Origin of the sequence: Streptomyces sp. NPDC014894, assembly GCF_043080985.1 — a bacterium.
Lineage (GTDB): Bacteria > Actinomycetota > Actinomycetes > Streptomycetales > Streptomycetaceae > Streptomyces.
The window spans coordinates 881,844-903,108 of record NZ_JBIBWD010000002.1; the positions used below are offsets into that span (position 1 = coordinate 881,844).

Consider the following 21,265-nt stretch of genomic DNA (forward strand, 5'->3'; position numbering starts at 1 on the left):
GCGGGAGGCCGCGCCGGAAATCCGGCGCCCGGGCCCTCACCGTCGTCGACCCGTACGACGACGCCCCCGACGCACAACCTCCCCCGAGGCCGAGCAGCGCGCCGCCCGCCCGCCGACACCGTCGTACCTCCGCGGGTCTTCGGCCCGTCACCGGAGGGTCCGTACTCCCCGGGCCGCCTCGGAGCGGTCTCCCGTGAGTCGATAAAGTGACTTGCATGCTGAGGACGTACTCCCTACGCCGGCCCCAGGGCGGGGCGCGTGGGGAAGGAAGAGATGGCTCACTCACCGCACCGCCGCCGCAAAGGCTGTGGGCTGTGCAGGCCGCACAAGCTCAGGGGATACGGCCGAGCCGTGCGCGATCCCTGGCCGGTGCTGAGGAAGTTGGGGAAGAAGCGCCGGCTCCGGCGCGGTGATCTCGGCGACCAGGCGTGATCCCGGACCGATGAGGGCCCCGTCGTCTCCGACGGGGCCCTTCCGGCGTCCCGCGACCGACGCGCCGCTCCGTCGGGTCGGGCCGTCGGGCGACGCACCGGGCCCGCGTACTGAGCACCTGTACGGATGGCGGTGCGCCGCGACCGCCGGGCAGGAGGCGCGAGCGACGGATTCCCCCGCGGCGACGGCCCGGCGACCGCGGCCGGACGGCCGTCAAGCTCCTCGTGGTGACCGCCCTGCTCCCGCTCCCCCTGCCGGCCGGGCTGTGGTACGCGGCCCATGAGGCGCTGCAGAAGGAGAGTGCCACCGACTGGCGCGCCGACCACCGGGTGAAGCAGTCGCTCGTGAACGGCGCTCCGCTGATCGTCGGCGCGCCCCTGGGCACCGCCGGTCTCGCCCGGATCGTCGGCACGATCGGGGGCCGCCGCCCCGCCGTCGCGGCTGCCGCCGCCACGCTCCTCGCCACGCTCGGCGTGTGGATCGCCATCGTCGCCGGAATCCATGCCTCCCTCAGCGGCGCCGTGCAGGTGCTCCGGGGCGAGGGGGCCCGACGCCACCCCCGGGAGGTGCCTGCCGCCAGGAGACGGACCGGCCGCTCAGCCCAGTTGGAGGCGGTCGGCCAGACCGGCGGCGGCGAAAGCGGCGATCAGCTCGTCACGGCCCTCGGTGAAGTGGGCCCAGCTGTCGTGGTGGACGGGGACCACCCGGCGCGCGCCGAGGATCCGCGCGGCCTCGGCGGCCTGCGCGCTGTCCAGGACGATCGGCTCGCCGTCGAAGAGTCCGGGGAAGCGGGGAGCCCCGGCGAAGAGGACGGCGGTGTCCACGGGAGCGAAGCGCTCGGCGATCCGCCCGACCAGATCGAGGGAGGCGTTGTCGCCGCTCACGTAGACGCTGGGCAGCCCCTCCCCGGTCAGCATGAAGCCGACGACCTGACCGGTGATCGCCTCGACTTCCTCGCGCGTCCCAGGACCGTGCAGGGCGGGTACGCCGGTCACCGTGACGGAGCCGCCGCCGGGGCGGTCCAGCTCCACGGACTCCCAGTCGGCCAGCCCCTTGGCGCGGCCGCCCAGACGCCGACCGCCGCCGGGGGTGGTGAGGGTGAGCGGTATTCCGGCCAGCAGGGCCCGGCCGGAGGTGTCGAGATTGTCGGCGTGCTCGTCGTGGGAGAGCAGGACCACGTCGACACGGCCGAGGTCGGCGGGGCTGCCGGAGGAGGGCGCGGTCTTGGTCAGGAGGGGGCCGCCGGGCGTCCGGTGGTCGCCGGGGGCGTCGAAGGTCGGGTCGGTCAGAAACCGCAGGCCGCCGTAGTCGAAGAGAGCGGTCGGGCCGCCGAACACGCGGATGGGGAACTGCTCGCCCGAAGGGCTGGTGGCAGACATGAACAACAAAACCTCACGGATAGAGGGTCGCTTATTCGTGAGTCACCGTAAGCGTTTCTCACGTATACAAGCAAGCCGTACCATGAGAAATATGAAGGAGACCGTGACCGCCGAATCGCTGCACCCGGCGCCGGGCGCCGAGCAGTACCTCGCCCTCGACCTGGCCAACAGCGCCGTCGCCCTCCCCGGCGGTCACCGCAGCGACCTGCTCGGCACGCCCGGCGGAGCCGAACGGTGGCTGGCCGACCGCGGCCTCGCCCCGGCGGACACCGGGCTGCTGGACATGTGCGCCACCCGGCTGCGCTCCCTCCGCGACCACGTGCGCGCCCTGCTCGCCGCCCATGTCGCGGGGCTGCCGGCCCCGGCCGACGCGCTGACCGCAGTGAACGCCGCGCTCACCCGGGCCCCCGCCGCCTCCCTGCTCCACTGGGACCCCGCCCGCGGCCTGTACCGCGAGGCGTCCCACCCCGTCACCCAGATCGTCGAGCACGCCCTCGCCGTCCTCGCCGCCGGCGCCGCCGACCTGCTGACCGGCCCGGACGCCGAACGTCTCACCGCCTGCGGCTCCAGCCCCTGCGACCGCTACCTCCTCCGGCACGGCCGCCGCCACTGGTGCTCCACCCGCTGCGGCGACCGCGCCCGAGCGGCCCGCGCCTACGCCCGCCGGACGCGCCCCGCGGCGGACTGACCTGCGCCCCGCCCGGGCGGCCCGGCGATCCCGGCGGCGGCGCTCCGTCCCCGGCCCCGCCGCCGGCCAGGACCGAGGCGTCCGTCCGTTTCGACGGCGCCGGGGCCTCCCGGCTCCGGAACGCGGAAGAGCCCGCCGGGCCGACCTGGAAAGGTCGGCCCGGCGGGCTCTGCGCGGTGCGGTATCGCGGTGTCCTCGTGTCCGGCTGACACCGGAGCGGAGACCTCGGCCTCGCATCCCGCCGAGGTCTCGCGCCGGGGTCTCCGGCCGAGGTCACCGCGGGCTCTGCGCCTCCGGCAGCTGCTGCTCGGCCTTCGGCCCCGGCTTGGTCTTGACGAACTTCAGGCCGATGACGCACAGGATGATCCCGCCGAGGAACACGCCCTTGAGCACGGAAGCGGGCTCCTCGCCCGTGAGCATGGCGTAGATGACCGTCAGGGCCGCCCCGATGCCGATCCAGACCGAGTAGGCCACGCTGATCGGGATCCGGATCATCGCGTAGCCCAGACCCGCCATGCTGAGCGCCAGCCCGACGAAGAAGACGACGGTGGGACCGGTCTTGCTCAGCCCGTCGGAGAGACCGAGGGCCGTGGCCCAGACGGCCTCGAACACGGCACTGATGAGAAGAATCGCCCAAGGCATCAGCTGACCGCCTTCAGTCCGACGACACAACCGACGAGACCCACCAGCAGGATCACGCGCCCGGTGGAGACGCGCTCCTGGCCGGTCGCCATGGCCCAGACGGCGGTGAGCACCGCGCCGATGCCGACCCAGACCGCGTACGCGGTTCCCGTGGGCAGGCTCTTCATGGCGAATGCCAGACCGGTCATGCTCGCCGCGAGGGCGACGCCGAAGACGACGGTCGGGATGGGGCGCTTGAAGTTCTTGGAAGCTGACAGTGCGGTGGCCCATACGGCCTCCAGCACTCCTGATACGACGAGAATGAACCACGCCATGGCGGAACTGACCTCCTGATATGGCCAGTCTTGTCGCTGAGCGGGTACTGATCCGTCGTCCGCAGGCCCTGTACGGGCCTCGGTTCTTGTATAGCACAGCGGAGTGATGATCTCGCGCTCCGTTCGCGGAGAGTGGCCCAGGTCACGGCGGTCCCCGCGGACGCCCCGCCGATCCGGGAGTCGGCCCGCACCCGCGCCTGCGGGGGGAGCGCCCCGGCGTCCGGCCCGCGTTGTCAGACCCGGGTCCTACGCTTTCGTCATGAGCGTCTCTCTCTACTACACGGCACACCGCGCGACACCCCTGACCGAGGCGGAGTCGGCCTCCGTCAGGCGCGTCGTCGCCGCGCGCACGGCGACCTTCCCGTACGACGACGAGGAAGGCCTGTACGTGTACGACCAGGCCGAGGACGAACCGCGGGAGGTCATCGCCGGGTCCACGAAGATGCCCTTCGACCCCGCCCGTCTGCTGCCGGTGACGGCCCATCTGCTGGACTCCGTGTCGGCGTTGCGCCGGGCCGTTCCCGACGCCGAGTGGCGTGTGCACCTGGACGACCTCGACGTCCCCTGGGACGAGGCGGAGGGGTACAGCCTGCCCGGAATACGCGACGCGGACCTGATCGCGGACCTCGCGGCGGTCCACGACGGGGACGGGACGGCGGTGTGAAGGAAGCCGGTGGGGGAGAGACGTCGGCGTCCCGCGGGCCGGACCCCACGCCCGAGCAGCGTCGCCTCATCGAGTTCGGCGGTGCGCTGTACCGTCGCGTCGCTCCGGACGCCGACCTCGGTCACGTGCTGCTGCCCGAGGACGGGGCGGTGGCCGTCGTGCACCGAGCACGCGGCGGCGGAACGGTCCTCGTGGCAGCCGACCGGTCGGTGCTCTTCTTCGGCTCGGCGCTCGACATCGGCGCCGCCCTGACCCACTTCCGGGCCGGTCGGCGCACGCCGTTGGAGCGGTTCCGGAACTAGGCGAGGCGGAGTCGAGGCCGTACCGTCGCGCGGCCCCGCTGCGGGGGCGCCCGGCGGCCGACCGTACCGGCTGCGGCCCGAACCGGACGACGGGCCGCAGCCGTAACGCGTACGGCCGATCGCGGGACGCCCCCGCCCCGCGCCGTGTTCCCGGCGCGGGACGGGGACGCCGATCCGTCAGAAGAGCAGTTCTCCGGCGGGGTATCCGTTGCCGATTTTGGTGCGGGGGGTGTAGGAGCCTTGGCCGTCGCCTCGGTAGAGCCAGAGGTCGCCCGCGTTGTCGCGGCCGATGAGGTCGGTTTTCTGGTCGCCGGTGAAGTCGCCGGGAGCGAGCAGGGCGGTGTAGATCTGCCAGCCGTTGCCGATTTTGGTGCGGGGGGTGTAGGAGCCTTGGCCGTCGCCTCGGTAGAGCCAGAGGTCGCCCGCGTTGTCGCGGCCGACGAGATCGGTTTTCTGGTCGCCGCTGAAGTCACCGGGCGCGAGCAGCGCGTCCATGGCGTCCCAGCCGTCGCCCGCCCGGACCCGGGTGGAGCCCGAGTACGCGCCGGTGGCGGGGTCGGCCGGGTAGCGCCAGAGGACCCCGCCGGCGTCGGCGGCGAGGAGCGCCGAGCCCTGCTGCGTCACGGCCTTCATACCGCTCCAGCCCGTACCGACCTTGCAGGCGCCCGCGATCGAGCCGTCGCCGCGGCCCGCGTAGCGGTAGAGCGCGCCGGAGGCGTCCCTGCGGAAGAGCGAGCCCGAGGAGTTGCCGACGGGGCCGCAGTCGGCCCAGTACGCGGCGCCCCGGATCAGCCGGTGGTCCGAGACCCGGGGGTCCTGGGGCAGGACCTCCGCCTTGGCGTTCTTGAAGTGGCGGGCGGAGAGGAAGAGATAGTCGATCTTCGTGGAGTTCAGGGTCGGCTCGCCGCTGCGGCAGCGGTCACGGCCGTCGGCGCGGCACGGGTCCGCGACGAAGTGGTCGCGGTCCGTCTCGTCCGCCTCGATGAAGTCGCCCCGGCCTCCGTCGTTGATGCCGGGCTCGTAGAAGGAGGAGGCCATCTTGGAGCGGGGCCCGCCGTTGAAGTCACCGCCGAGCACCACGGGCGTTCCGGCGTCGAGCCACTGCCGGGCCTGAGCGGCGAGCAGGGCGGCCTCCTGCTCGCGCAGCGAGGCGTCGCTCCAGTAGAGATGCACCGAGCAGGCCCAGTTGGCGCGGTTCTGCGTATAGGTCTTGACGCAGGGGACCTTGATCGGCTCGGACTCGCCGCCGATCGTCAGATTGAGTTCCTTGGTGTCCACGACGGGTCCCTTGACCAGCACGGCGACTCCGTAGTCGGCTCCGCCGCACAGTCCCGGGCGTCCGGGGAGGGTGGTGGTGAACAGCCCCTGGAATCCCTTCGGCTGAAGCCTGGTGCGGATCGCCTCGTACTGGGGGCGGCACACCTCCTGAAGGTGCAGCTGGTCGGCGTTCCAGGTGGCGCCCGAGGCCTCGGCGACGACCGTGTCGATACGGCGAGCGTTGTCGAAACCGCCCGCGTCGCCGCACATGTTGCCGCAGATGTTGTAGCTGACGAAGCGGACCGGCGGGGCGTCGGGGCCGGCCACGCTGTCCGCCTGGGCGGCGGGAGCGAGGACCAGGGTGCCGATGAGGGCCAGGACGACCGTACTGAGTCCGGCCCAGAGGGAGATGACGCGTCTCATGAATGCTCCAGAGGGTTGAGAGGTCCGGCGGGGACTACCAGTTGACGCCTATCTGGACACGGCTCCCGCCGGTGAAGCCGGGTCCCGAGTAGCGGTAGAGACGGTCGGTGGCGGGGTCGACCGCGAGGAGGTCGGGGATGCCGTCGGAGGTGATGTCGCCGACTCCGGTCAGGCTCGTCATGGAGCCCCAGCCATTGCCGATCCGCAGCTTGCCGCCGCCGTTGAAATGAGGGCCCGAGTACCGGTAGAGATCCCCGTCGGCCTTGTTCACGGCGATGATGTCGGCTTTGCCGTCGTTGGTGAGGTCGCCGGTGCCGACGATGGTGGAGTAGGTGTTCCAGCCGTTGCCGATCTTGGTTCGGGCGGCGCCGCCGGTGAAGTTGGGGCCGCTGTAGCGGTAGAGGTCTCCGGTGGCTTTTTCGACGGCGATGATGTCGGGGATGCCGTCGGCGGTGAGGTCTCCGACGGGGGTGATGTTGGTCATGGCGTCCCAGCTGGTGCCGATTTTGGCCCTGGTGCCGCCGGCGTAGGCGGGTCCGGTGTAGCGGTAGAGGTCTCCGTTGTCGGCGTCGACGGCGATGATGTCGGCGATGCCGTCGCCCGTCAGATCTCCCGTGCCCACGACATCGCTCATGCCGTTCCAGCCGTACCCCAGCTTCAGCCGGGCGGCGGCGCCGGCGAAGCCCGGTCCCGCGTAGCGGTAGAGGTCCCCGGTGGCCTTCTCCACCGCGATGATGTCGGGCCGCCCGTCGCCCGTCGGATCCCCGACCGGCGTCAGGTGCGCCATCTTGGACTGCGGGCGCGGCGGCTCCGCGGGGTACGGATCGGCGGGGTCGCTGCCGAGTCCTGCCGCGCGTCCGCAGTTGGGCCATGCGCCCTCGCCCTGGGTGGCCAGGACCTTCTCGGCGATACGGATCTGCTGCTCCTTGGTCGCCTGGTGCGCGTAGGCGGCGTACTGCCTGCCGCCGAAGGCGTCCCAGGTGGACCGGGAGAACTGGAGTCCTCCGTAGTAGCCGTTGCCGGTGTTGATGCTCCAGTTCCCGCCCGACTCGCACTGCGCGACCTTGTCCCAGGTGGCGACGGAGGCCGCCGCCGCGGGCGGCGCGGCCGGCAGGGGGAGGAGCAGAGCGGCGAGCGGGGCGGCGACCAGAGTCGCCATGACGGACTTCGTGCGGGGGCGTACGGGCATGAGGCACCTCGGTTCGACGACGGGAAGGGGCTGGAACGGGCGGCGCCGCCGGTTCGGGGCGCCGCCGCGCTGAGGGCGTGCTACCAGCCGTTGCCGATCTGCACCGCGCTGCCGCCGGCGAAGCCCGGTCCCGAGTACCGGTACAGCTTCTGGGACTTGGCGTTGACCGCGAGGAGGTCGGGGATGCCGTCGGCGGTGATGTCGCCGACTCCGGTCAGGTTGGTCATGGCGTGCCAGCCGTTGCCGATCTGCACCTTGGTCGCACCGTTGTAGTGCGGTCCGGAGTAGCGGTACAGGTTTCCGTTCTCGGCGTGGACGGCGATGATGTCGGCTTTGCCGTCGTTGGTGAGGTCGCCGGTGCCGACGATGGTGGAGTAGGTGTTCCAGCCGTTGCCGATCTTGGTTCGGGCGGCGCCGCCGGTGAAGTTGGGGCCGCTGTAGCGGTAGAGGTCTCCGGTGGCTTTTTCGACGGCGATGATGTCGGGGATGCCGTCGGCGGTGAGGTCTCCGACGGGGGTGATGTTGGTCATGGCGTCCCAGCTGGTGCCGATTTTGGCCCTGGTGCCGCCGGCGTAGGCGGGTCCGGTGTAGCGGTAGAGGTCTCCGTTGTCGGCGTCGACGGCGATGATGTCGGCGATGCCGTCGCCCGTCAGGTCCCCCGTGCCCACGACATCGCTCATGCCGTTCCAGCCGTTGCCGATCTTCACGCGGGCGGCGCCGCCGGTGTAGGCCGGCCCGGTGTAGCGGTAGAGGTCGCCGTTGGACGTCTGGACCGCGATGACGTCGGGGATGTCGTCGCCCGTCAGATCGCCGACCGGGGTCACATGGGTCATGCCCTTGTCCGGAACGGTCACCGGGCTGTCGGTCACCTTGTTGTAGCGGTAGGGCTTGAAGCCCTTGTCGATGAGGTAACTGCGCGGGTACGACTCCTTGCGGGCGACGGTTCCGGGCCTGGCGTGCTCGATGATCTCGGCCCTGGTGCGGGTGCTGTCGGTCCAGCCGACGAAGAGCATCACATGCGTCTCGACGTCGTTCAGCGCGTCCCCGGGCTGGAGGTCGTCCAGACTCGCCAGCCCGGTCGAGAACTGCGGGAGCGTCCCCGTGACCGCGCTCCCGGTCAGACGCCAGGCCATGGACACCAGGCCCGAACAGTCCGTCCGGTACGTACGGCCCTGCGGGTCCCCGTGGAAGGCGGACTGACTGTACGGAACGCGCTGGTCGACCCAGTACTGCGCGCGTTGCAGGATCTCGCCGCGGCTGATGGGGCCGCCCACGCTCGACGCGGCGCTCGGGGCCTGTCCGGTGACGGCGGCCCCCGGGGCGGGTGCGGCGTTGGCCGGGAGGACGGTGGCGAGCACGACGCCGGCGAGTGCGGCGGCGGTGAGAACGGAACGCAGTGAGGGCATGGACACGTCAATACTCCGATCGGGTCGGTGGACGGAGAGAGAGGGCGGACGGCGCCGGAGCCGGGCCGGAGGCGCGGGGGAGCCCGAGGGGCGGCGCTCCGGCGGGGTGACGCGCCCCTCGGCGCACGCCCGCCGGACGGTGTGCGTGAGGGTCGCGCCGGCGGCGGCGGGTGGGTGCCCGGGTGGACGGGAGACGGCTGGAGCCGATCCGTCCGGCACGGACACCGGGGCGGGCGGACGGGCAAGCGAGCAGACGGGTGGACGACGGGCAGACGGGTGGACGAGGGGCGCGGGAGGCCGTGCCTGCCCCCTCGGCGTTCCGCGCGTACCGCTCCGCGCTCGTCAGCGCGGCTCGCACCCGGCCCGGTCCCGCACCCGCCTCCTTCGCGTCCGCGGCGCGTATCCGCACCCCGGGCCTGGTCCGTCACACGCTAGGGCGTCGCCCGGTCCGGGAGTTGGCGCGTAGTGCAAGGTTGTTGACTATCTGTGCGGGCTGATCAGCCGGGTCGGGAACCGCGCAGTTCACGGGGTGATAGGCCGTACGCCTCACGGAAGGCCCGGCTGAAGGCGGCGGGGCTGGTGAAGCCCCAGCGGCAGGCGATCGTGTGGACGGGCCGGCAGGCCTGCCCGGGGTCGGCGAGGTCGGCGTGGGCCCGCTCCAGACGTCGTCGGCGGATGGAGGCGGCCACGGTCTCGCCGCAGGACTGGAAGACGCTGTGGAGCGTGCGCAGGGAGATGTGGTGGTGGGCGGCGATGGCCCGGGGCGTCAGCTCGGGGTTGGCGAGATGGTGGTCGATGAAGGCGTCGATCCGCCGCAGCAGGACCTGGTTGCGGGTCCCGGCGGGGAGGCTGTCCCAGGCGTCGAGCTGCTGGGCGAGGACCCCGGAGACGAGGTCGAGGACGGGCCGTTCCAGGAGCTGGAGTTCCTGCGGGGTGCATTCGGCGCCGAGCGTTTCCAGGGACATGAGGAACTGGCGGAGGACGGCGCCGATGCCCCGGCGGGCGCTGAGCCGGCTGCCGAGCGCCGCGTCCAGACGGTCCGCGGGGAGCCTGATCAGGTCGCGGGGGATGTGCAGCAGGGACATGACGGGGTCGTCGACGCCCGGATTGCCGGCGGCGTAGGGGTGTGAGGTGTCGAAGAAGACCATGTCCCCCGGGTCGGCCCTGGTGTCGTTGCGGGACTGGGAGATCCCCTTCGTCCCCTGGGTGATCAGCGCCAGGATGTAGTGCTCGGGGTCGCTCTGGCGGATCAGCCGCTCGGTGCGCCAGGCCCGATGGTCGGTGTGGGCGTGCCGGGACAGCTCGATCCGCCCGATCCCCAGTACGCCGGCCCGCGCGCGGAACGCCGTCCGGTCGGGTATCACCAGGCGATGGGGCGCCACCGTCTGGGACACCACATCGTGATACCAGTCCGCCCGGTCCTCCGCCGCGACATCGTCGGTCGACACCCAGAACCACACAACAGCCCTCCAGCTCTCGACGGCGCACAGAACAACAGAACCCGTGAGAGAGCATCGCCTCGGCGGGCCCCGGCCGAACAGCCGCCGCCGGTGATCGCGCGCGTAGTCGGAGTCCGAGCCGACGACCGGAGATCGCCGAAGGGCCGCCCGCCGGTTCACCGTCGCCCAGCGGTGGCCGACCGCCGCTGGGCGACGGCGAACCGGCGGTGGCCGGCCACCGCTCCCGCCGCACTCGGCGTCCGGCGGTACGAGGACGCCCGGCGGTCACCCCGTTCGGCGCGGTGGCCCGTAGAGGTCGTCGAGGCGGAGCGGCGCGGGCCGGGGCAGGGGCGTGCCGTCCGCCGGACGGCAGGACTGGAGGAAGTGGGCGAGCAGGCGGCGGGACGCGGCCATGGAGGCCGCCGGGGATTCTCGTACGACGCCGTTGTCGGCCAGGAGCAGGAGGGTGACGTCGCTGGGGTCGACGTCCGCGCGCAGCCGTCCGGTGTCCTTCGCGCGCCGTATCAGCCGGGCGAGGCCCGCCTCGGCGCGGGCACGCTCACGGTGGACGTCGGGCGCGTCGGGGAACCGGGAGAGGAACGCGGCGCCGAACCCGCGGCCCTGGGCCTGCATCACGCACACCTGGGTGAGGACATCGCGAAGTCCGCGCCAGGGATCGTCGTCCCGCAGGGCCTCGTCGAGGGCCGCGACGCACCGGCCGAGCTGTTCGGCGAACGCGGCGGCGATCAGCGAGCCGCGTGTCGGGAAGTGCCGGTAGAGGGGGTGACCGGCACCGCCGTGGGGGACGCGGTCTTCGGCCTCGTCCCCTTCCGGGACCGGGGCGGCGCCGCGGCCCAGTACGCCGTACTGGAGGCGTGGGCGTCCAAGCCCCGGTCGTGGTCGTGGTCGTTCGAGGAGGCGGGCGGCGCCGCGGGCGACATCGACTCGGCCACACGTGTGCTGGAAGCCGTCGAGGGCATGACCTCGTTGATCGAGGGCGCCGCCGGAGGCGTCGGCTCCATCGCCGCGCAACTCGCCCAGGCCCGCGGCCTCACCGTGATCGGCGCCGCGAGCGAAGGCGACCGCGGATTCCTCGGCCGGCTCGGCGTCGTACCGGTCACTTACGGGGCGGGGCCGGCCGATCGCCTCGCCCCGCTGGCCCCGCTCGGTGTCGATGTGGCTCTGGACGCCGCCGGCAAGGGCTCTCTCGCCGAACTGGTGGCCATCGTCGGTGACCCGCGCCGCGTGGTGACCATCGCCGACTTCGACGCCGACCGGCACGGAGTGCGGTTCGCCCGCTCCGAGGCCGGAGGGTCGCCGGGCTGGGCGGGACTTTCCCTGGCGGCCGACCTCGCCGACCACGGCCGCCTCGCCGTCCCGCTGCCCGCCGTGTTCCCGCTGGCGGAGACCGCCACAGCTCATGACGTCAGCGCCGTCGGCCACGCGCGCGGCAAGATCGTCATCACCGTGCCCTGACCCGCGGACGCCTCGGGCCGCGATCGGCGGCCCGAGCCAAGGCGGCTGTTCCTGCGATATAGTGATCATGTGCTCGCGGCCGTGGTTCACGGCGGTGGGACCGGCGTTGGTGGTCCAAGGAAAGACACCCCACTTCCCGTGGGGGGATGCAGGTGCGAGGCCTGCCCAGCGCTCGATCAAGGCTCCGGCCCCCTCAGGGGGCCGGAGCCTTTCGCTGTCGTGGGGCGGGCGCGCGGTCCGTGGAAGGCCGCCTCTGCCGCCGGCGCGGAGACGCGTCCGGTTCGGCATCGGCGGTGAAGGGGGCGTGGCTTCGCGAAGGGAGGAGTGGCGTCGCGAAGGGGGCCGTGAACTATTCGAGGCGGGCGGCGCGAAGCGGTTCCACATCGAAGGGGCGGGACCCCAGGGTGTCTGCGGATCGAGCGCGTATCAGCGGCAGCGCCTGGTGAAGGTCCGGGCCGAGGCGGTGCAGGGAGTTGAGAGAGCGTGACTCCCAGACGGGGAACTCGCCGTCCGGGTCACGGGCCGAGCTGTTCCAGAGCAGCGCGTCGCCGTTCTCGCTCCACGCGAAGACCTCCAGCGAGGCGGGCAGGGACCAGTTCCCGTCCGGTTCCACCATCCAGTCGAACGCCTCGTTCTCTCCGTCCCGGCAGCTCGCGCGAAAACGCCTCGTCAGCTCCGTTCCCCGGCCGTGCCAGCCGTCGGCGTACCCCGGGAGGACCGGCGGATAGACCAGCCACAGCCCGAAGGCGCGTCCCCACCCGGCACGGCGAACGAAAGCACGATACGACGCGGGGAACCCTCCGCCGTCCGCGAAGCGGTACGCGTCGAGCGCCTCGAAGTCGATGTGCCCGACGGTGGGCACGCCCCGCAGGCGCAGTCCGGTGATCGCATCGCTGACCATTCCGCCGATGGTAGCGAGCGCGCAGACCAGGACCGTCAGCCCGGCCAGGATCTTCGTACGGAATCGGCGACGGCCCCGCCGCCCGTGGCGGACCAGCACCCGGGCGCACCGTTCACCCGCCACTCGTGGAAGCGGCGGTTGCCGAAGGCGAGAGTGCGGAGTACCCGAGCCGGCCGCGCGCGGATCCCATCGGCCGGTCACCCGGACATCCTCCGCGAGCCGATCGACGGCACGACCGGACGCCGGCCACGGCCCGCCGCCCCGCACGAAGCCGGCCGGTCGGTCCGGGAGGACGGGCCGCGCGTGGATGGGGCCCGGGGCCTGGGCTCCCGCGGCGCGGAAACCGGGCGGCGCGTCGGGACGTCCACGGCCTGGGCGTCGTCCTGGACCGGCCCCGGGAGGTGTTGCCCGCCGCTCCCGCACCGCCGTGCCAACGTTGCACGGCAACGCATTGGCAACACGCCGCCCGCTCAGCACTCTGATCTGCGGGGACAGCCGCCTCCAGCTGCGCCGGATCCGTCGCGACGGCTGATTTCGTTGCCTCTTTCCCCGATGACGCACGGCAACACCCCTGTGACGCTCCATGCTGTGTGTCACCCACTCGGCGGACTGCCGAACGGACACCCACCCCGCACGGCTCGGGACGCGGGACGGACGAATGGAGAATCATGTGGATCGGCCCTTGCTTCCGCTGAGAACGGCCCTGGTCTTCCTGCTCGCGGTGCTCAGCGGCGCGGCGGCGGGGACGCTGTCCTGGCTGGCCGGAGAAGGCGCACCGCGCAGCCTGCTCGCCGGCCTCGCCGTCACCGGACTCGCGGTGCCGTTCTTCGACCGTCTGATCACCTCGGAGAGCACCGGCGACGCCGGCGGGAAGGTGTAGCGCCATGGGCGAACTGCGGCCGCTGGGACAAGATCTGACACAGGAGTCACGGGCGCTGGCCGAGGTCCTGCGGGAGCTGTTCGAGGGACTGGAGGTGTCGGTGCGCCGGTACGCGGCGAGACGCCGGCGTGACCCGGGGACGTTCTCCCGCTACCTCAACGGGACCCGGTTACCTCCCTGGCCGGTCATCATGGACATGCTTACCGATCTCGCGGAGCACCGTGGCACCACCGTCACTCCCGAGACCATCGAGTACGTACGCGGGCTCTACGGTTCGGCGTTCGACGCCAACTCCTCGCCGAAGCACGCGGTACAGATCATCGAGCAGCAGCTGGCCGACGCCGACCACGTCTCGCGCCGCTCCAGCGTCCGGGGCGACGTCCTGGGCGATGCCCTGCTGGACCGCAAGCACCGGATCGCCGACCTGGAGGTGCGTCTCAACCAGATGGAGGCCATGCTCACCGCCGAGCGCGAACGCGCCGGCCAGCTGGCGGCGGCCCACCCCGACGTCTCGGAGCTGCTGGGCGAGCGCGACGTCCTGCGCCAGGAGGTGACACGGCTGGGAAGCGAACTCCAGGTGGCGCAGGCACAGCGGGCGGACGCGGAGGCGCGCTGCGACCTGCTGGAACGCCAGCTCGAAGCCGTCGAACGTCCAACGGCCCTGCCTCACCCCCTGCCGCAGCGCATGCCCAAGATCCTCGTCGTGGACGACCAGCCCGACAACCTGCTCGCGATGACAGCGGTCCTCGAGACGCTGGACCAGGAACTCGTCACCGTCGCCTCCGGCCGCGAAGCCCTCAAGGCGCTGCTCCATCACGACGATTTCGCCGTCATCATCATGGACGTCCAGATGCCCGAGATGGACGGCTACGAGACCGCCGCCCACATCAAGCGCCGCCCCCGCAACAGGGATGTGCCGATCATCTTCCTCACCGCGATGGGCGTCGATCCCGAACACACCGCACGCGGGTACGCGGCCGGCGCGGTCGACTACATCAGCAAGCCCTTCGACCCCTGGGCCCTGCGGGCCAAGGTCGCCGTCTTCACCGAGATCCACCTCGAACGGGCGGGCCAGCACCCCAAGGGCTAGCGCTTCCCCGTCCGTCCCGTGACGGCGCTCCCCGCCGGACCGGTCGCGTCCCGGCCCGCCCGCACCGCGCCCGCCCGCCGAAAACCCGGTTGCGGGGACCCCGCTCTCTGCTTGATCGTTTCTCCCGGCCGTTCCTCCGGCGCGGCCTCGCCCCCCGACTCCAGGAGTACGACTTCATGACACCCCCCGGCCCCGGCATTCCCGGCCCCGGCATCCCCGCCTCCGCCGACCCCGGCTCCGTACGTCCCGCGACCTCCGCGGACGTCCCCGCGGCCGTGCGCACCCTGGCGGGCGCGTTCGCGGACTATCCGTACACCCGGCATGTGGTGGCCGCGGACGGTCACGAGGAGCGGGTGCGACGGCTCCAGGAGCTGTTCCTCACGCGGATCGGGATGCCGTACGGCCGGGTGTGGGTCGGCGGGGAGGGCCGTGCCGTCGCCGTGTGGACGACTCCCGAGAAGGACCCCACGCCCGGGTTCGTCGAGGTCGGCCCGTTGATCGCCGAGCTGGCGGGCGACCGGGCGGCCGCCTACGAGGCGACGGAGGCCGTGGTGGAGGCGTACCGCCCGCAGGAGCCGGTGTGGTTCCTCGGCGCGGTCGCCGTCGACCCCGGTTCGCAGGGCCGGGGGCTGGGCGCCGCCGTGATCCGCCCCGGCCTCGACGCCGCCGACCGGGCCGGGCAGCCGTGCTACCTGGAGACCGCGACCGGACGCAACGTCCGGCTGTACGAACGTCTGGGCTTCCGCACCACCGCCGAACTGCCGGGCGCCGACGGCGGGCCCCCGGTGTGGTGCATGCGCCGCGAGCCGGGCGCCGACGTCTGACCGACGGGTCCCGCGGCCCGACCACCACCGCCCCCGAGGAACGGCGCGCACCGGACGCGACTCCGGGATTCCCCCCCAGGTCCGGATGCGCGTCCGGCGGGGGTGGTGGAGTCCCGGCGGCGAGCCCCGGCCAAGAGCTGTGGATCACGGTGCCGTGCCGGCGAGGGGCAATCGTTCGTGCGGAATCCCGGGGCCGGTGGCCTCTCCGCTCTCGAAGCCGTTTCGGAGAGAGAGGCTGCTGTGAGGTGCTGACGCTGTCGGAGATTGCCGCCGATCCCCTTCGCGTGACGAGCCGTCTGACACCCCAGGGCGGTCCGGAGGTCGTCCTCCGCCCCCTGACCGGAGCCGATACGGGACCATTGGCCGAGTTCCTCGGTTCGCTGTCCTCCGAATCGAGGCGCTTCAGCACGTTCGGCGGGTACGATCTCGCGGCCGCCCGGGAGCTGTGTGACGCGATCGCGCGCCACGACAAGCTCAGGCTGGTGCTTGAGGACGCGCCGTCCGGCCGGATCGTCGGCCTTCTCGAGTTCAGCCTCGCTCTGACTCCCGCGGACATCGAGCGCTACCGGAATGCTGGCATCCGCCTCACCGGGGCGACTGACTGCCGCTTCGGCCCGACCCTGGCCGACGACCAGCAGGACCGAGGACTCGGGACGCTCGCCTTCCCCTTCGTCACGGAGGTCGTACGACTGCTCGGCAGGACGAGGATCATCCTGTGGGGCGGCGTCCGCGCCGACACCCCCCGCGCCGTTCGCTACTACGAGAAGAACGGCTTCCAACCGGTCGGCCACTTCACCGAGGCGGACGGTTCCCGGTCGCTCGACATGATGCTGGACCTGCACCCGGAGCGGGATCCGGCGACGCTCTCGACCCGACGCGGGCACCCGTAGCAGCGCCGGCCGGCCTTCCGCGGTCCGGCCGGCGACGCGCACCGGCGACCGCCCGTCGGACAGGCCGTCGTGATCCCGCACCCGTGGATCGTCGAACACGGCATCGGCCGGCCGGCGCACCACGGCCCCACCCGCTGAGTCACCCGGGACCGGCGCGGAACCCCCGGGACCGAACGCGCCCCGGTCGATCGCTCAGTCAGCGTCGGCCGGTGACGGCTTGGATCTCCTGCTGGATGATCTCCTGGAACGGCACATCGTCGTAGTTGCCGAGGACGACGCCGACCCAGCCGGTGTACGGGTAGATGTTCCAGCTCGCGACGCTGCCGGGGTTGACGCCGGCGCGCCCTTTCACCCACTGGCCGCCGACGAGGCTGATCGGCATCGTGTAGCTCGTGAACGACGCGTCCGCGGGGGCGGCGCGCCCCGTCAGGCCGCCGCCCTGGGGAGCGAGGGGCATCTTGGCCGCGGTGGCCACCTCGGCGTAGGGCCGGTCCAGGAGCGTGCCGTCGCCCAGCGCGTGCGCGAACCGGACCAGGTCCGGCGCGGTGGCGAAGCCGCCGTCCCCGGGAGGATCGATGAAGCTGCGGCCCGGGTTCTTGCCCAGCTGGTGCGGGTCCGGGCTGCCCTTGTCCAGATTGCGTACGGCGTCCACCCGGCTCCCGTCGGCCTGCCGCATGTACGAGTGCGCGACGCGCTCGTCGGTGAGCCACTGCGGCCTGGTGCGGAACGCCGTGCCGGTCATGCCGCAGCGTTCGAAGATGTGCTTCTCGACGTAGTCCCAGTACCTGGTGCCCGTCACGGCCTCCACGATCAGCGCGGGAATGGCGACCTCGGCCCCGGCGTGGTCGGTGGGCGTGCCCGGGGCGGCGACCGGCTTCGACTCCCGGGCCCACCGCTCGTAGAACGCGTAGACCTCGTCCCGGCTGTGGAAGACGCGCCGCAGGTCCTCCGCCGGCGTGTTCAGACCGGACGTGCCGGAGAGCAGATGGTGGAGGGTCACCCGCTCGGCGATCTCTCGGGTGAAGCCGCTCAGATGGGTCCCCACTGTGTCCGAGAGCCGCAGCCTGCCCTGCTGCGCGAGCTGCAGGACGGCCACCGCGCCGAACGGCTTGCCCGCCGAGGAGAGGTTGAACGCGACGTCCTCGTGGTTGCGGATCCCCTTCTCCTTGTCGGCCATGCCGTAGCTGCGCGACAGCACCGTCCGGCCCCGGTGCGACAGCAGCACCACACCGGAGAACCGGTCCTCGGCGGCCAGCTTCGCCACGAACCGGTCGTAGGCGCCGCCGGGGCGGGTCTCCGGCGGGACGGCGCCGGGACCGGCCGAGGCCGGGGCGGCGTGGCCGGGCGGGGCCTCCACCAGCTGCGCCCCGGCCGCCGCCACGCCGGCCGCCGCCAGCCCGCCGCTCCACCCGAGCAGCCGCCGCCGGTCGAGACCCCGTACGGAATCCGAGTCCATGAGCAGTTCCTTTCCTGAGCCGAGGGCCGGCCGTCGACGCGCGGCCGCCCATGCCTCCACTGAAGGCGGGGGAGTGTTGCGGTGACGTATGCGTTTCTCGATACGTCCGCGATACACCCCGAGGCGGGCGTCGCCCGGCCGGCGCCGTGAGGAAGGGTTCGGTTCCGGTCGCGGCGGCACGGCGCTGTCGGCGCGTACGCGGTTTTCGATACGCCGGCGATAGGCGCGGGCTCGTAGTCTGGCCGGCATGCGCGTGCTGATCGTCGAGGACGAGCCCTATCTGGCGGAAGCCGTCCGCGACGGCCTGCGTCTGGAGGCGATCGCGGCGGACATCGCGGGTGACGGCGACACCGCGCTGCGGCTGCTGAGCGTCAACGCCTACGCCATCGCCGTTCTCGACCGCGACATCCCGGGGCCGTCCGGGGACGAGATCGCCAGGCACATCGTCGCCTCCGGCAGCGGTACGCCCATCCTCATGCTCACCGCCGCCGACCGGCTCGACGACAAGGCCTCCGGGTTCGGGCTCGGCGCCGACGACTATCTCACCAAACCGTTCGAACTCCGGGAGCTGGTCCTGAGGATCAGAGCGCTCGACCGCAGGCGCGCCCACAACAGGCCTCCCGTGCGGGAGATCGCGGGGCTGCGGCTGGACCCGTTCCGCCGGGAGGTCCACCGCGAGGGCCGGTACGTCGCGCTCACCCGTAAGCAGTTCGCCGTGCTGGAGGTCCTCGTCGCCGCCGGAGGCGGTGTCGTCAGCGCGGAGGAGCTTCTGGAGCGGGCGTGGGACGAGAACGCCGACCCGTTCACCAACGCGGTGCGCATCACCGTCTCGGCGCTGCGCAAACGTCTCGGCGAACCCTGGCTCATCGCCACCGTGCCCGGTGTGGGTTACCGGATTGACGCGGTGTCCCCGGCCGGGGAGGAGGGGGGACGCCGTGGATAGGCGGCCCGGAGCGAGCGTTCGCCTGAAACTCACCCTCAGCTATACGGGATTCCTCGTGCTGGCCGGTGCTCTGACGCTCGTCGCCGGGTGGCTGTTCCTGACCCGGGTCCAGCACGTCGGGCTCGTCTTCGTACCCGAGTACCGACTCTCCGTCGCGCGGGACTTCGTTCCGGTGGCGGCGGTCACGATGGTGTTCCTGCTGGTGTTCGGCCTGGGAGGAGGGTGGTTTCTCGCGGGCCGCATGCTCGCCCCGCTGCACCGCATCACCCGCGCCGCCCGGATGGCCGCGAACGGGTCGCTCTCCCACCGCATACGGCTGCCGGGCCGCATGGACGAGTTCCGTGAGTTCGCCGACGCTTTCGACACGATGCTCGCCCGGCTCGAGGCGCACGTCGCCGGACAGCGGCGATTCGCGGCCAACGCCTCCCACGAGCTGCGCACCCCGCTCGCGATCTCGAAGGCGCTGCTCGACGTGGCCCGTTCCGATCCCCGTCACGGCGCCGGCGAACTCGTCGACCGTCTCCACACCGTCAACACCCGGGCCATCGACCTCACCGAGGCGCTCCTGCTGCTCAGCCGTGCCGACCGGCGGACCTTCACCCGCGAACGGACCGACCTGTCCCTCGTGGCGGAGGAAGCCGCCGAGACGCTCCTCTTCCTCGCGGAACGGCACGGGGTCACCCTCGAGACCAGCGGTGACGTCGCCCAGGCGGCGGGATCGCCGCCGCTGCTGCTCCAACTGGTCACGAACCTTCTGCAGAACGCCATCGTCCACAATCTGCCCCGGCGCGGCACCGTGTGGATCCATACCGGCGCCCGCCCCGGCACCGTCATGCTCACGGTCGAGAACACCGGCGACCTGCTCACTCCGCAGCGGGTCTCGACCCTCACCGAGCCCTTCCAGCGCGGTACCGAGCGCGTCCACACCGACCACGCGGGCGTCGGCCTGGGCCTGGCCATCGTCGACACCATCACCCGGGCCCACGACGGGACCCTCACCCTCACTCCGCGCTCCGCCGGGGGACTCCGCGTCACGGTGGAACTGCCCGCGGCGGCTCCGCGCACCGGCGGGTGAGGGGCCGCCGGCTCGTCAGGGGCCACGACTCGCGGTACCGGATCGGGGTTCTCGCCCGTTCGCGCACCCCGGTGTCCGGTGCGGCCGCGTACGCGGCTCGGTCCACCAGGAGAAATAGTGTGACGTTCAATCAAGATGGTGAAAAATATGACAAAGTGATAACTTTGGGTTATGCGTCGTATGACGGTCGATGACCGGCGGATGGCACGCGAACTCGGCTACGTCGCGGTCCAGCGGGCCGACGCCGACGACCGGGGGCGGATGCTCTCCCTGCTGATCGCCCCGGTCCTCCCGCACGACGCCTTCAGCCTCGTCGGCTCCGACCCGGCGATCGGCCTCGGCTTCGGAAGCTTCAGCTTCTGGCACGGATTCCCGCCCGGGCTCGTCAGGGCGCTCGTCCGCCACCGCCACGAAGGGACCGGCCCCGCCGAAACGGCCGTCCCGGGAGCCGCCCACGTCATCACCGTCGGTGACCCGTTCCTGCCCCCGGCCGACCGGCGGCGCGCCGAGGTCCTCGCGGCGCACCAGGCCGTGTCCGAGCTTCGGATGCTGCTGTGCGACGAGCACGGCGTCTGGGGGGTGCTCGCCCTGATCCGCTTCGAGGGCGGGCCGCCCTTCGACGCCCAGGACGCCCGCCTGGCCGGCCTCCTCGCGCCCGCGCTGATCGGCACCGTCCGGCAGCACGTTCTCGCGGGCCCGCTGCTGCCGGCCGTGGCGGCGTTGCCGGCTGGGGTGATCACGATGGGACCCGACCACCGGGTCAGAACGGTGAGTCCGCAGGCGGGTGCGTGGCTGGATCTTTTCCGTGTGCATGGCCGGCGGATCGTCCCGGACTGGATGCCCGAGGTCTTCCTGATGGCGCTCTCCCTCGAGACCCGGAACCCGGAACGCCCGCGGAACGCTTCCGTGCCGTTGATCTGTTCCCCGCCCGCTGTCTGCGGCCGCTGGATCGTCTGTCAGGGGCAGACGCTCGGCGACGCGGGTGACGTCGCGCTGGTGATCGAGGCCCCCGTCGGCGAGCTGGTCCTGCCGTCGTTCTGCGCCTGGTACGGGATCACGCCCCGCGAGCGTGACGTGATCGACGAACTCCGCTCGGGCGCGGCCTCCCAGCGCATCGCCCGCCGTCTCGATCTGTCGGTGCACACGGTCAACGACCACCTCAAGGCGGTCTTCCGCAAGACCGGCGCGGACGGCCGCGACGAACTCATCGCCGCGCTCGGTCACTGACCGTCCGCAGGCCCCGGTGACCGGCCCGCCTCCCCGTCTGGCCCCGGTGGCCTCGCCTTCCGTCCGTCCCTGCCGGCTTGCTGCGTGTTCTGTCCCGGCTGTGTGCTCTCGGGTCTCCTCCTCCTGGCGTGACGGCCGCGTGTGGGGCGCCGGCCGGGCCGGCGTGCCCGTACCCGCCCGGGTACGGAAGGCGAATCGTCCTCTTCCCGTGCCCGGTCGGTGTGGGAGGGCCGACCGTGTGCGGCCTCTCCTCCCGTACCGGCTGATTCCTCGCTGTCCCTGGTACCCGGCCGGTGTCTGATCGCTTGAGCCCCCCCTCGTACGGTGCCTGGGGCTGCGGCGCCTGTGGTCTGGTGCCTGGGGTGGTG

The 21,265-nt window shown here is 72.2% G+C and carries 20 protein-coding genes, 1 pseudogene and 1 riboswitch; of the genes and pseudogenes, 11 read left to right on the forward strand and 10 right to left on the reverse strand.

Features of this window, described 5'->3' with window-relative positions; all coding sequences use genetic code 11:
* Positions 1-1,028: 1,028 nt before the first annotated feature.
* Positions 1,029-1,811: an MBL fold metallo-hydrolase gene (locus ACF089_RS07820; RefSeq protein ID WP_392023257.1), complete on the reverse strand. Its 783-nt coding sequence runs from the start codon at positions 1,809-1,811 to the stop codon at positions 1,029-1,031.
* Between the two features lie 91 nt (positions 1,812-1,902).
* Between ACF089_RS07820 and ACF089_RS07825 the strand changes: the two genes are divergently transcribed.
* Positions 1,903-2,499 carry a CGNR zinc finger domain-containing protein gene (locus tag ACF089_RS07825; protein ID WP_392023260.1) on the forward strand — a complete coding sequence of 199 codons (597 nt, stop codon included), beginning with the start codon at positions 1,903-1,905 and terminating at the stop codon, positions 2,497-2,499.
* Between the two features lie 273 nt (positions 2,500-2,772).
* Here the strand turns inward: ACF089_RS07825 and ACF089_RS07830 are convergent, their stop codons facing one another.
* Both ACF089_RS07830 and ACF089_RS07835 read right to left on the reverse strand, forming a co-directional pair.
* Complete coding sequence (locus tag ACF089_RS07830) at positions 2,773-3,141, reverse strand: DMT family transporter (protein WP_392023263.1); 369 nt, start codon at positions 3,139-3,141, stop codon at positions 2,773-2,775.
* On the reverse strand, positions 3,141-3,455 hold the full coding sequence (locus tag ACF089_RS07835; RefSeq protein ID WP_392023265.1) for a DMT family transporter: 315 nt from the start codon (positions 3,453-3,455) through the stop codon (positions 3,141-3,143). The genes ACF089_RS07830 and ACF089_RS07835 overlap by 1 nt, the downstream gene beginning before the upstream one ends.
* Before the next feature lie 19 nt (positions 3,456-3,474).
* Positions 3,475-3,539: riboswitch (guanidine-III (ykkC-III) riboswitch) on the reverse strand.
* A gap of 175 nt (positions 3,540-3,714) precedes the next feature.
* Here ACF089_RS07835 and ACF089_RS07840 point away from each other — a divergent pair.
* Together ACF089_RS07840 and ACF089_RS07845 are read left to right on the forward strand one after the other, a co-directional pair.
* A complete protein-coding gene (locus ACF089_RS07840) occupies positions 3,715-4,119 on the forward strand; it encodes a hypothetical protein (protein WP_392023267.1) in 405 nt (134 codons plus the stop codon).
* Positions 4,116-4,421, forward strand: coding sequence for a hypothetical protein (locus ACF089_RS07845; RefSeq protein WP_392023270.1), 306 nt, complete (start codon positions 4,116-4,118; stop codon positions 4,419-4,421). The genes ACF089_RS07840 and ACF089_RS07845 overlap by 4 nt, the downstream gene beginning before the upstream one ends.
* 177 nt (positions 4,422-4,598) lie before the next feature.
* On the opposite strand, the gene ACF089_RS07850 is transcribed toward ACF089_RS07845, so the two are convergent.
* From ACF089_RS07850 to ACF089_RS07870, 5 genes are all read right to left on the reverse strand, one after another.
* Positions 4,599-6,101, reverse strand: a complete 1,503-nt coding sequence (locus tag ACF089_RS07850) for an endonuclease/exonuclease/phosphatase family protein (protein WP_392023273.1) — start codon at positions 6,099-6,101, stop codon at positions 4,599-4,601.
* 34 nt (positions 6,102-6,135) lie between these two features.
* Entirely contained in the window at positions 6,136-7,260 is a 1,125-nt protein-coding gene (locus ACF089_RS07855) for a transglycosylase family protein (RefSeq protein ID WP_392023276.1), read from the reverse strand.
* A gap of 110 nt (positions 7,261-7,370) precedes the next feature.
* The gene (locus ACF089_RS07860; RefSeq protein WP_392023278.1) at positions 7,371-8,696 is read right to left on the reverse strand and encodes an FG-GAP-like repeat-containing protein; all 1,326 of its coding nucleotides are present in this window, start codon (positions 8,694-8,696) and stop codon (positions 7,371-7,373) included.
* A 497-nt stretch (positions 8,697-9,193) separates the two neighbouring features.
* Complete coding sequence (locus ACF089_RS07865; protein ID WP_392023281.1) at positions 9,194-10,144, reverse strand: helix-turn-helix domain-containing protein; 951 nt, start codon at positions 10,142-10,144, stop codon at positions 9,194-9,196.
* Positions 10,145-10,420: 276 nt separating this feature from the next.
* A complete protein-coding gene (locus ACF089_RS07870) occupies positions 10,421-10,768 on the reverse strand; it encodes a hypothetical protein (RefSeq protein ID WP_392023284.1) in 348 nt (115 codons plus the stop codon).
* Between the two features lie 144 nt (positions 10,769-10,912).
* On the opposite strand from ACF089_RS07870, the pseudogene ACF089_RS07875 reads away from it, so the two are divergent.
* Positions 10,913-11,611 (forward strand): annotated as a pseudogene (locus tag ACF089_RS07875) (zinc-binding dehydrogenase); the annotation flags it as partial.
* Between the two features lie 349 nt (positions 11,612-11,960).
* On the opposite strand, the gene ACF089_RS07880 reads toward ACF089_RS07875, so the two are convergent.
* Complete coding sequence (locus ACF089_RS07880) at positions 11,961-12,635, reverse strand: hypothetical protein (protein ID WP_392023286.1); 675 nt, start codon at positions 12,633-12,635, stop codon at positions 11,961-11,963.
* A gap of 547 nt (positions 12,636-13,182) precedes the next feature.
* Between ACF089_RS07880 and ACF089_RS07885 the strand changes: the two genes are divergently transcribed.
* From ACF089_RS07885 to ACF089_RS07900, 4 genes are all read left to right on the forward strand, one after another.
* The gene (locus tag ACF089_RS07885; RefSeq protein ID WP_392023289.1) at positions 13,183-13,392 is read left to right on the forward strand and encodes a hypothetical protein; all 210 of its coding nucleotides are present in this window, start codon (positions 13,183-13,185) and stop codon (positions 13,390-13,392) included.
* A 4-nt stretch (positions 13,393-13,396) separates the two neighbouring features.
* The gene (locus ACF089_RS07890) at positions 13,397-14,482 is read left to right on the forward strand and encodes a response regulator (RefSeq protein WP_392023291.1); all 1,086 of its coding nucleotides are present in this window, start codon (positions 13,397-13,399) and stop codon (positions 14,480-14,482) included.
* Between the two features lie 176 nt (positions 14,483-14,658).
* Complete coding sequence (locus tag ACF089_RS07895; RefSeq protein WP_392023293.1) at positions 14,659-15,306, forward strand: GNAT family N-acetyltransferase; 648 nt, start codon at positions 14,659-14,661, stop codon at positions 15,304-15,306.
* 284 nt (positions 15,307-15,590) lie between these two features.
* A complete protein-coding gene (locus ACF089_RS07900) occupies positions 15,591-16,196 on the forward strand; it encodes a GNAT family N-acetyltransferase (protein ID WP_392023296.1) in 606 nt (201 codons plus the stop codon).
* A gap of 196 nt (positions 16,197-16,392) precedes the next feature.
* Here the strand turns inward: ACF089_RS07900 and ACF089_RS07905 are convergent, their stop codons facing one another.
* Positions 16,393-17,652, reverse strand: a complete 1,260-nt coding sequence (locus ACF089_RS07905; RefSeq protein WP_392023299.1) for a serine hydrolase domain-containing protein — start codon at positions 17,650-17,652, stop codon at positions 16,393-16,395.
* A gap of 247 nt (positions 17,653-17,899) precedes the next feature.
* On the opposite strand from ACF089_RS07905, the gene ACF089_RS07910 reads away from it, so the two are divergent.
* The 3 genes from ACF089_RS07910 (at position 17,900) to ACF089_RS07920 (ending at position 20,897) form a co-directional block, all read left to right on the forward strand.
* On the forward strand, positions 17,900-18,595 hold the full coding sequence (locus ACF089_RS07910) for a response regulator transcription factor (RefSeq protein WP_392023302.1): 696 nt from the start codon (positions 17,900-17,902) through the stop codon (positions 18,593-18,595).
* Positions 18,588-19,670, forward strand: coding sequence for a sensor histidine kinase (locus tag ACF089_RS07915; RefSeq protein WP_392023305.1), 1,083 nt, complete (start codon positions 18,588-18,590; stop codon positions 19,668-19,670). Before ACF089_RS07910 ends, ACF089_RS07915 begins: the two co-directional genes overlap by 8 nt.
* 180 nt (positions 19,671-19,850) lie before the next feature.
* Positions 19,851-20,897: a helix-turn-helix transcriptional regulator gene (locus ACF089_RS07920; RefSeq protein WP_392023308.1), complete on the forward strand. Its 1,047-nt coding sequence runs from the start codon at positions 19,851-19,853 to the stop codon at positions 20,895-20,897.
* Positions 20,898-21,265 lie beyond the last annotated feature (368 nt).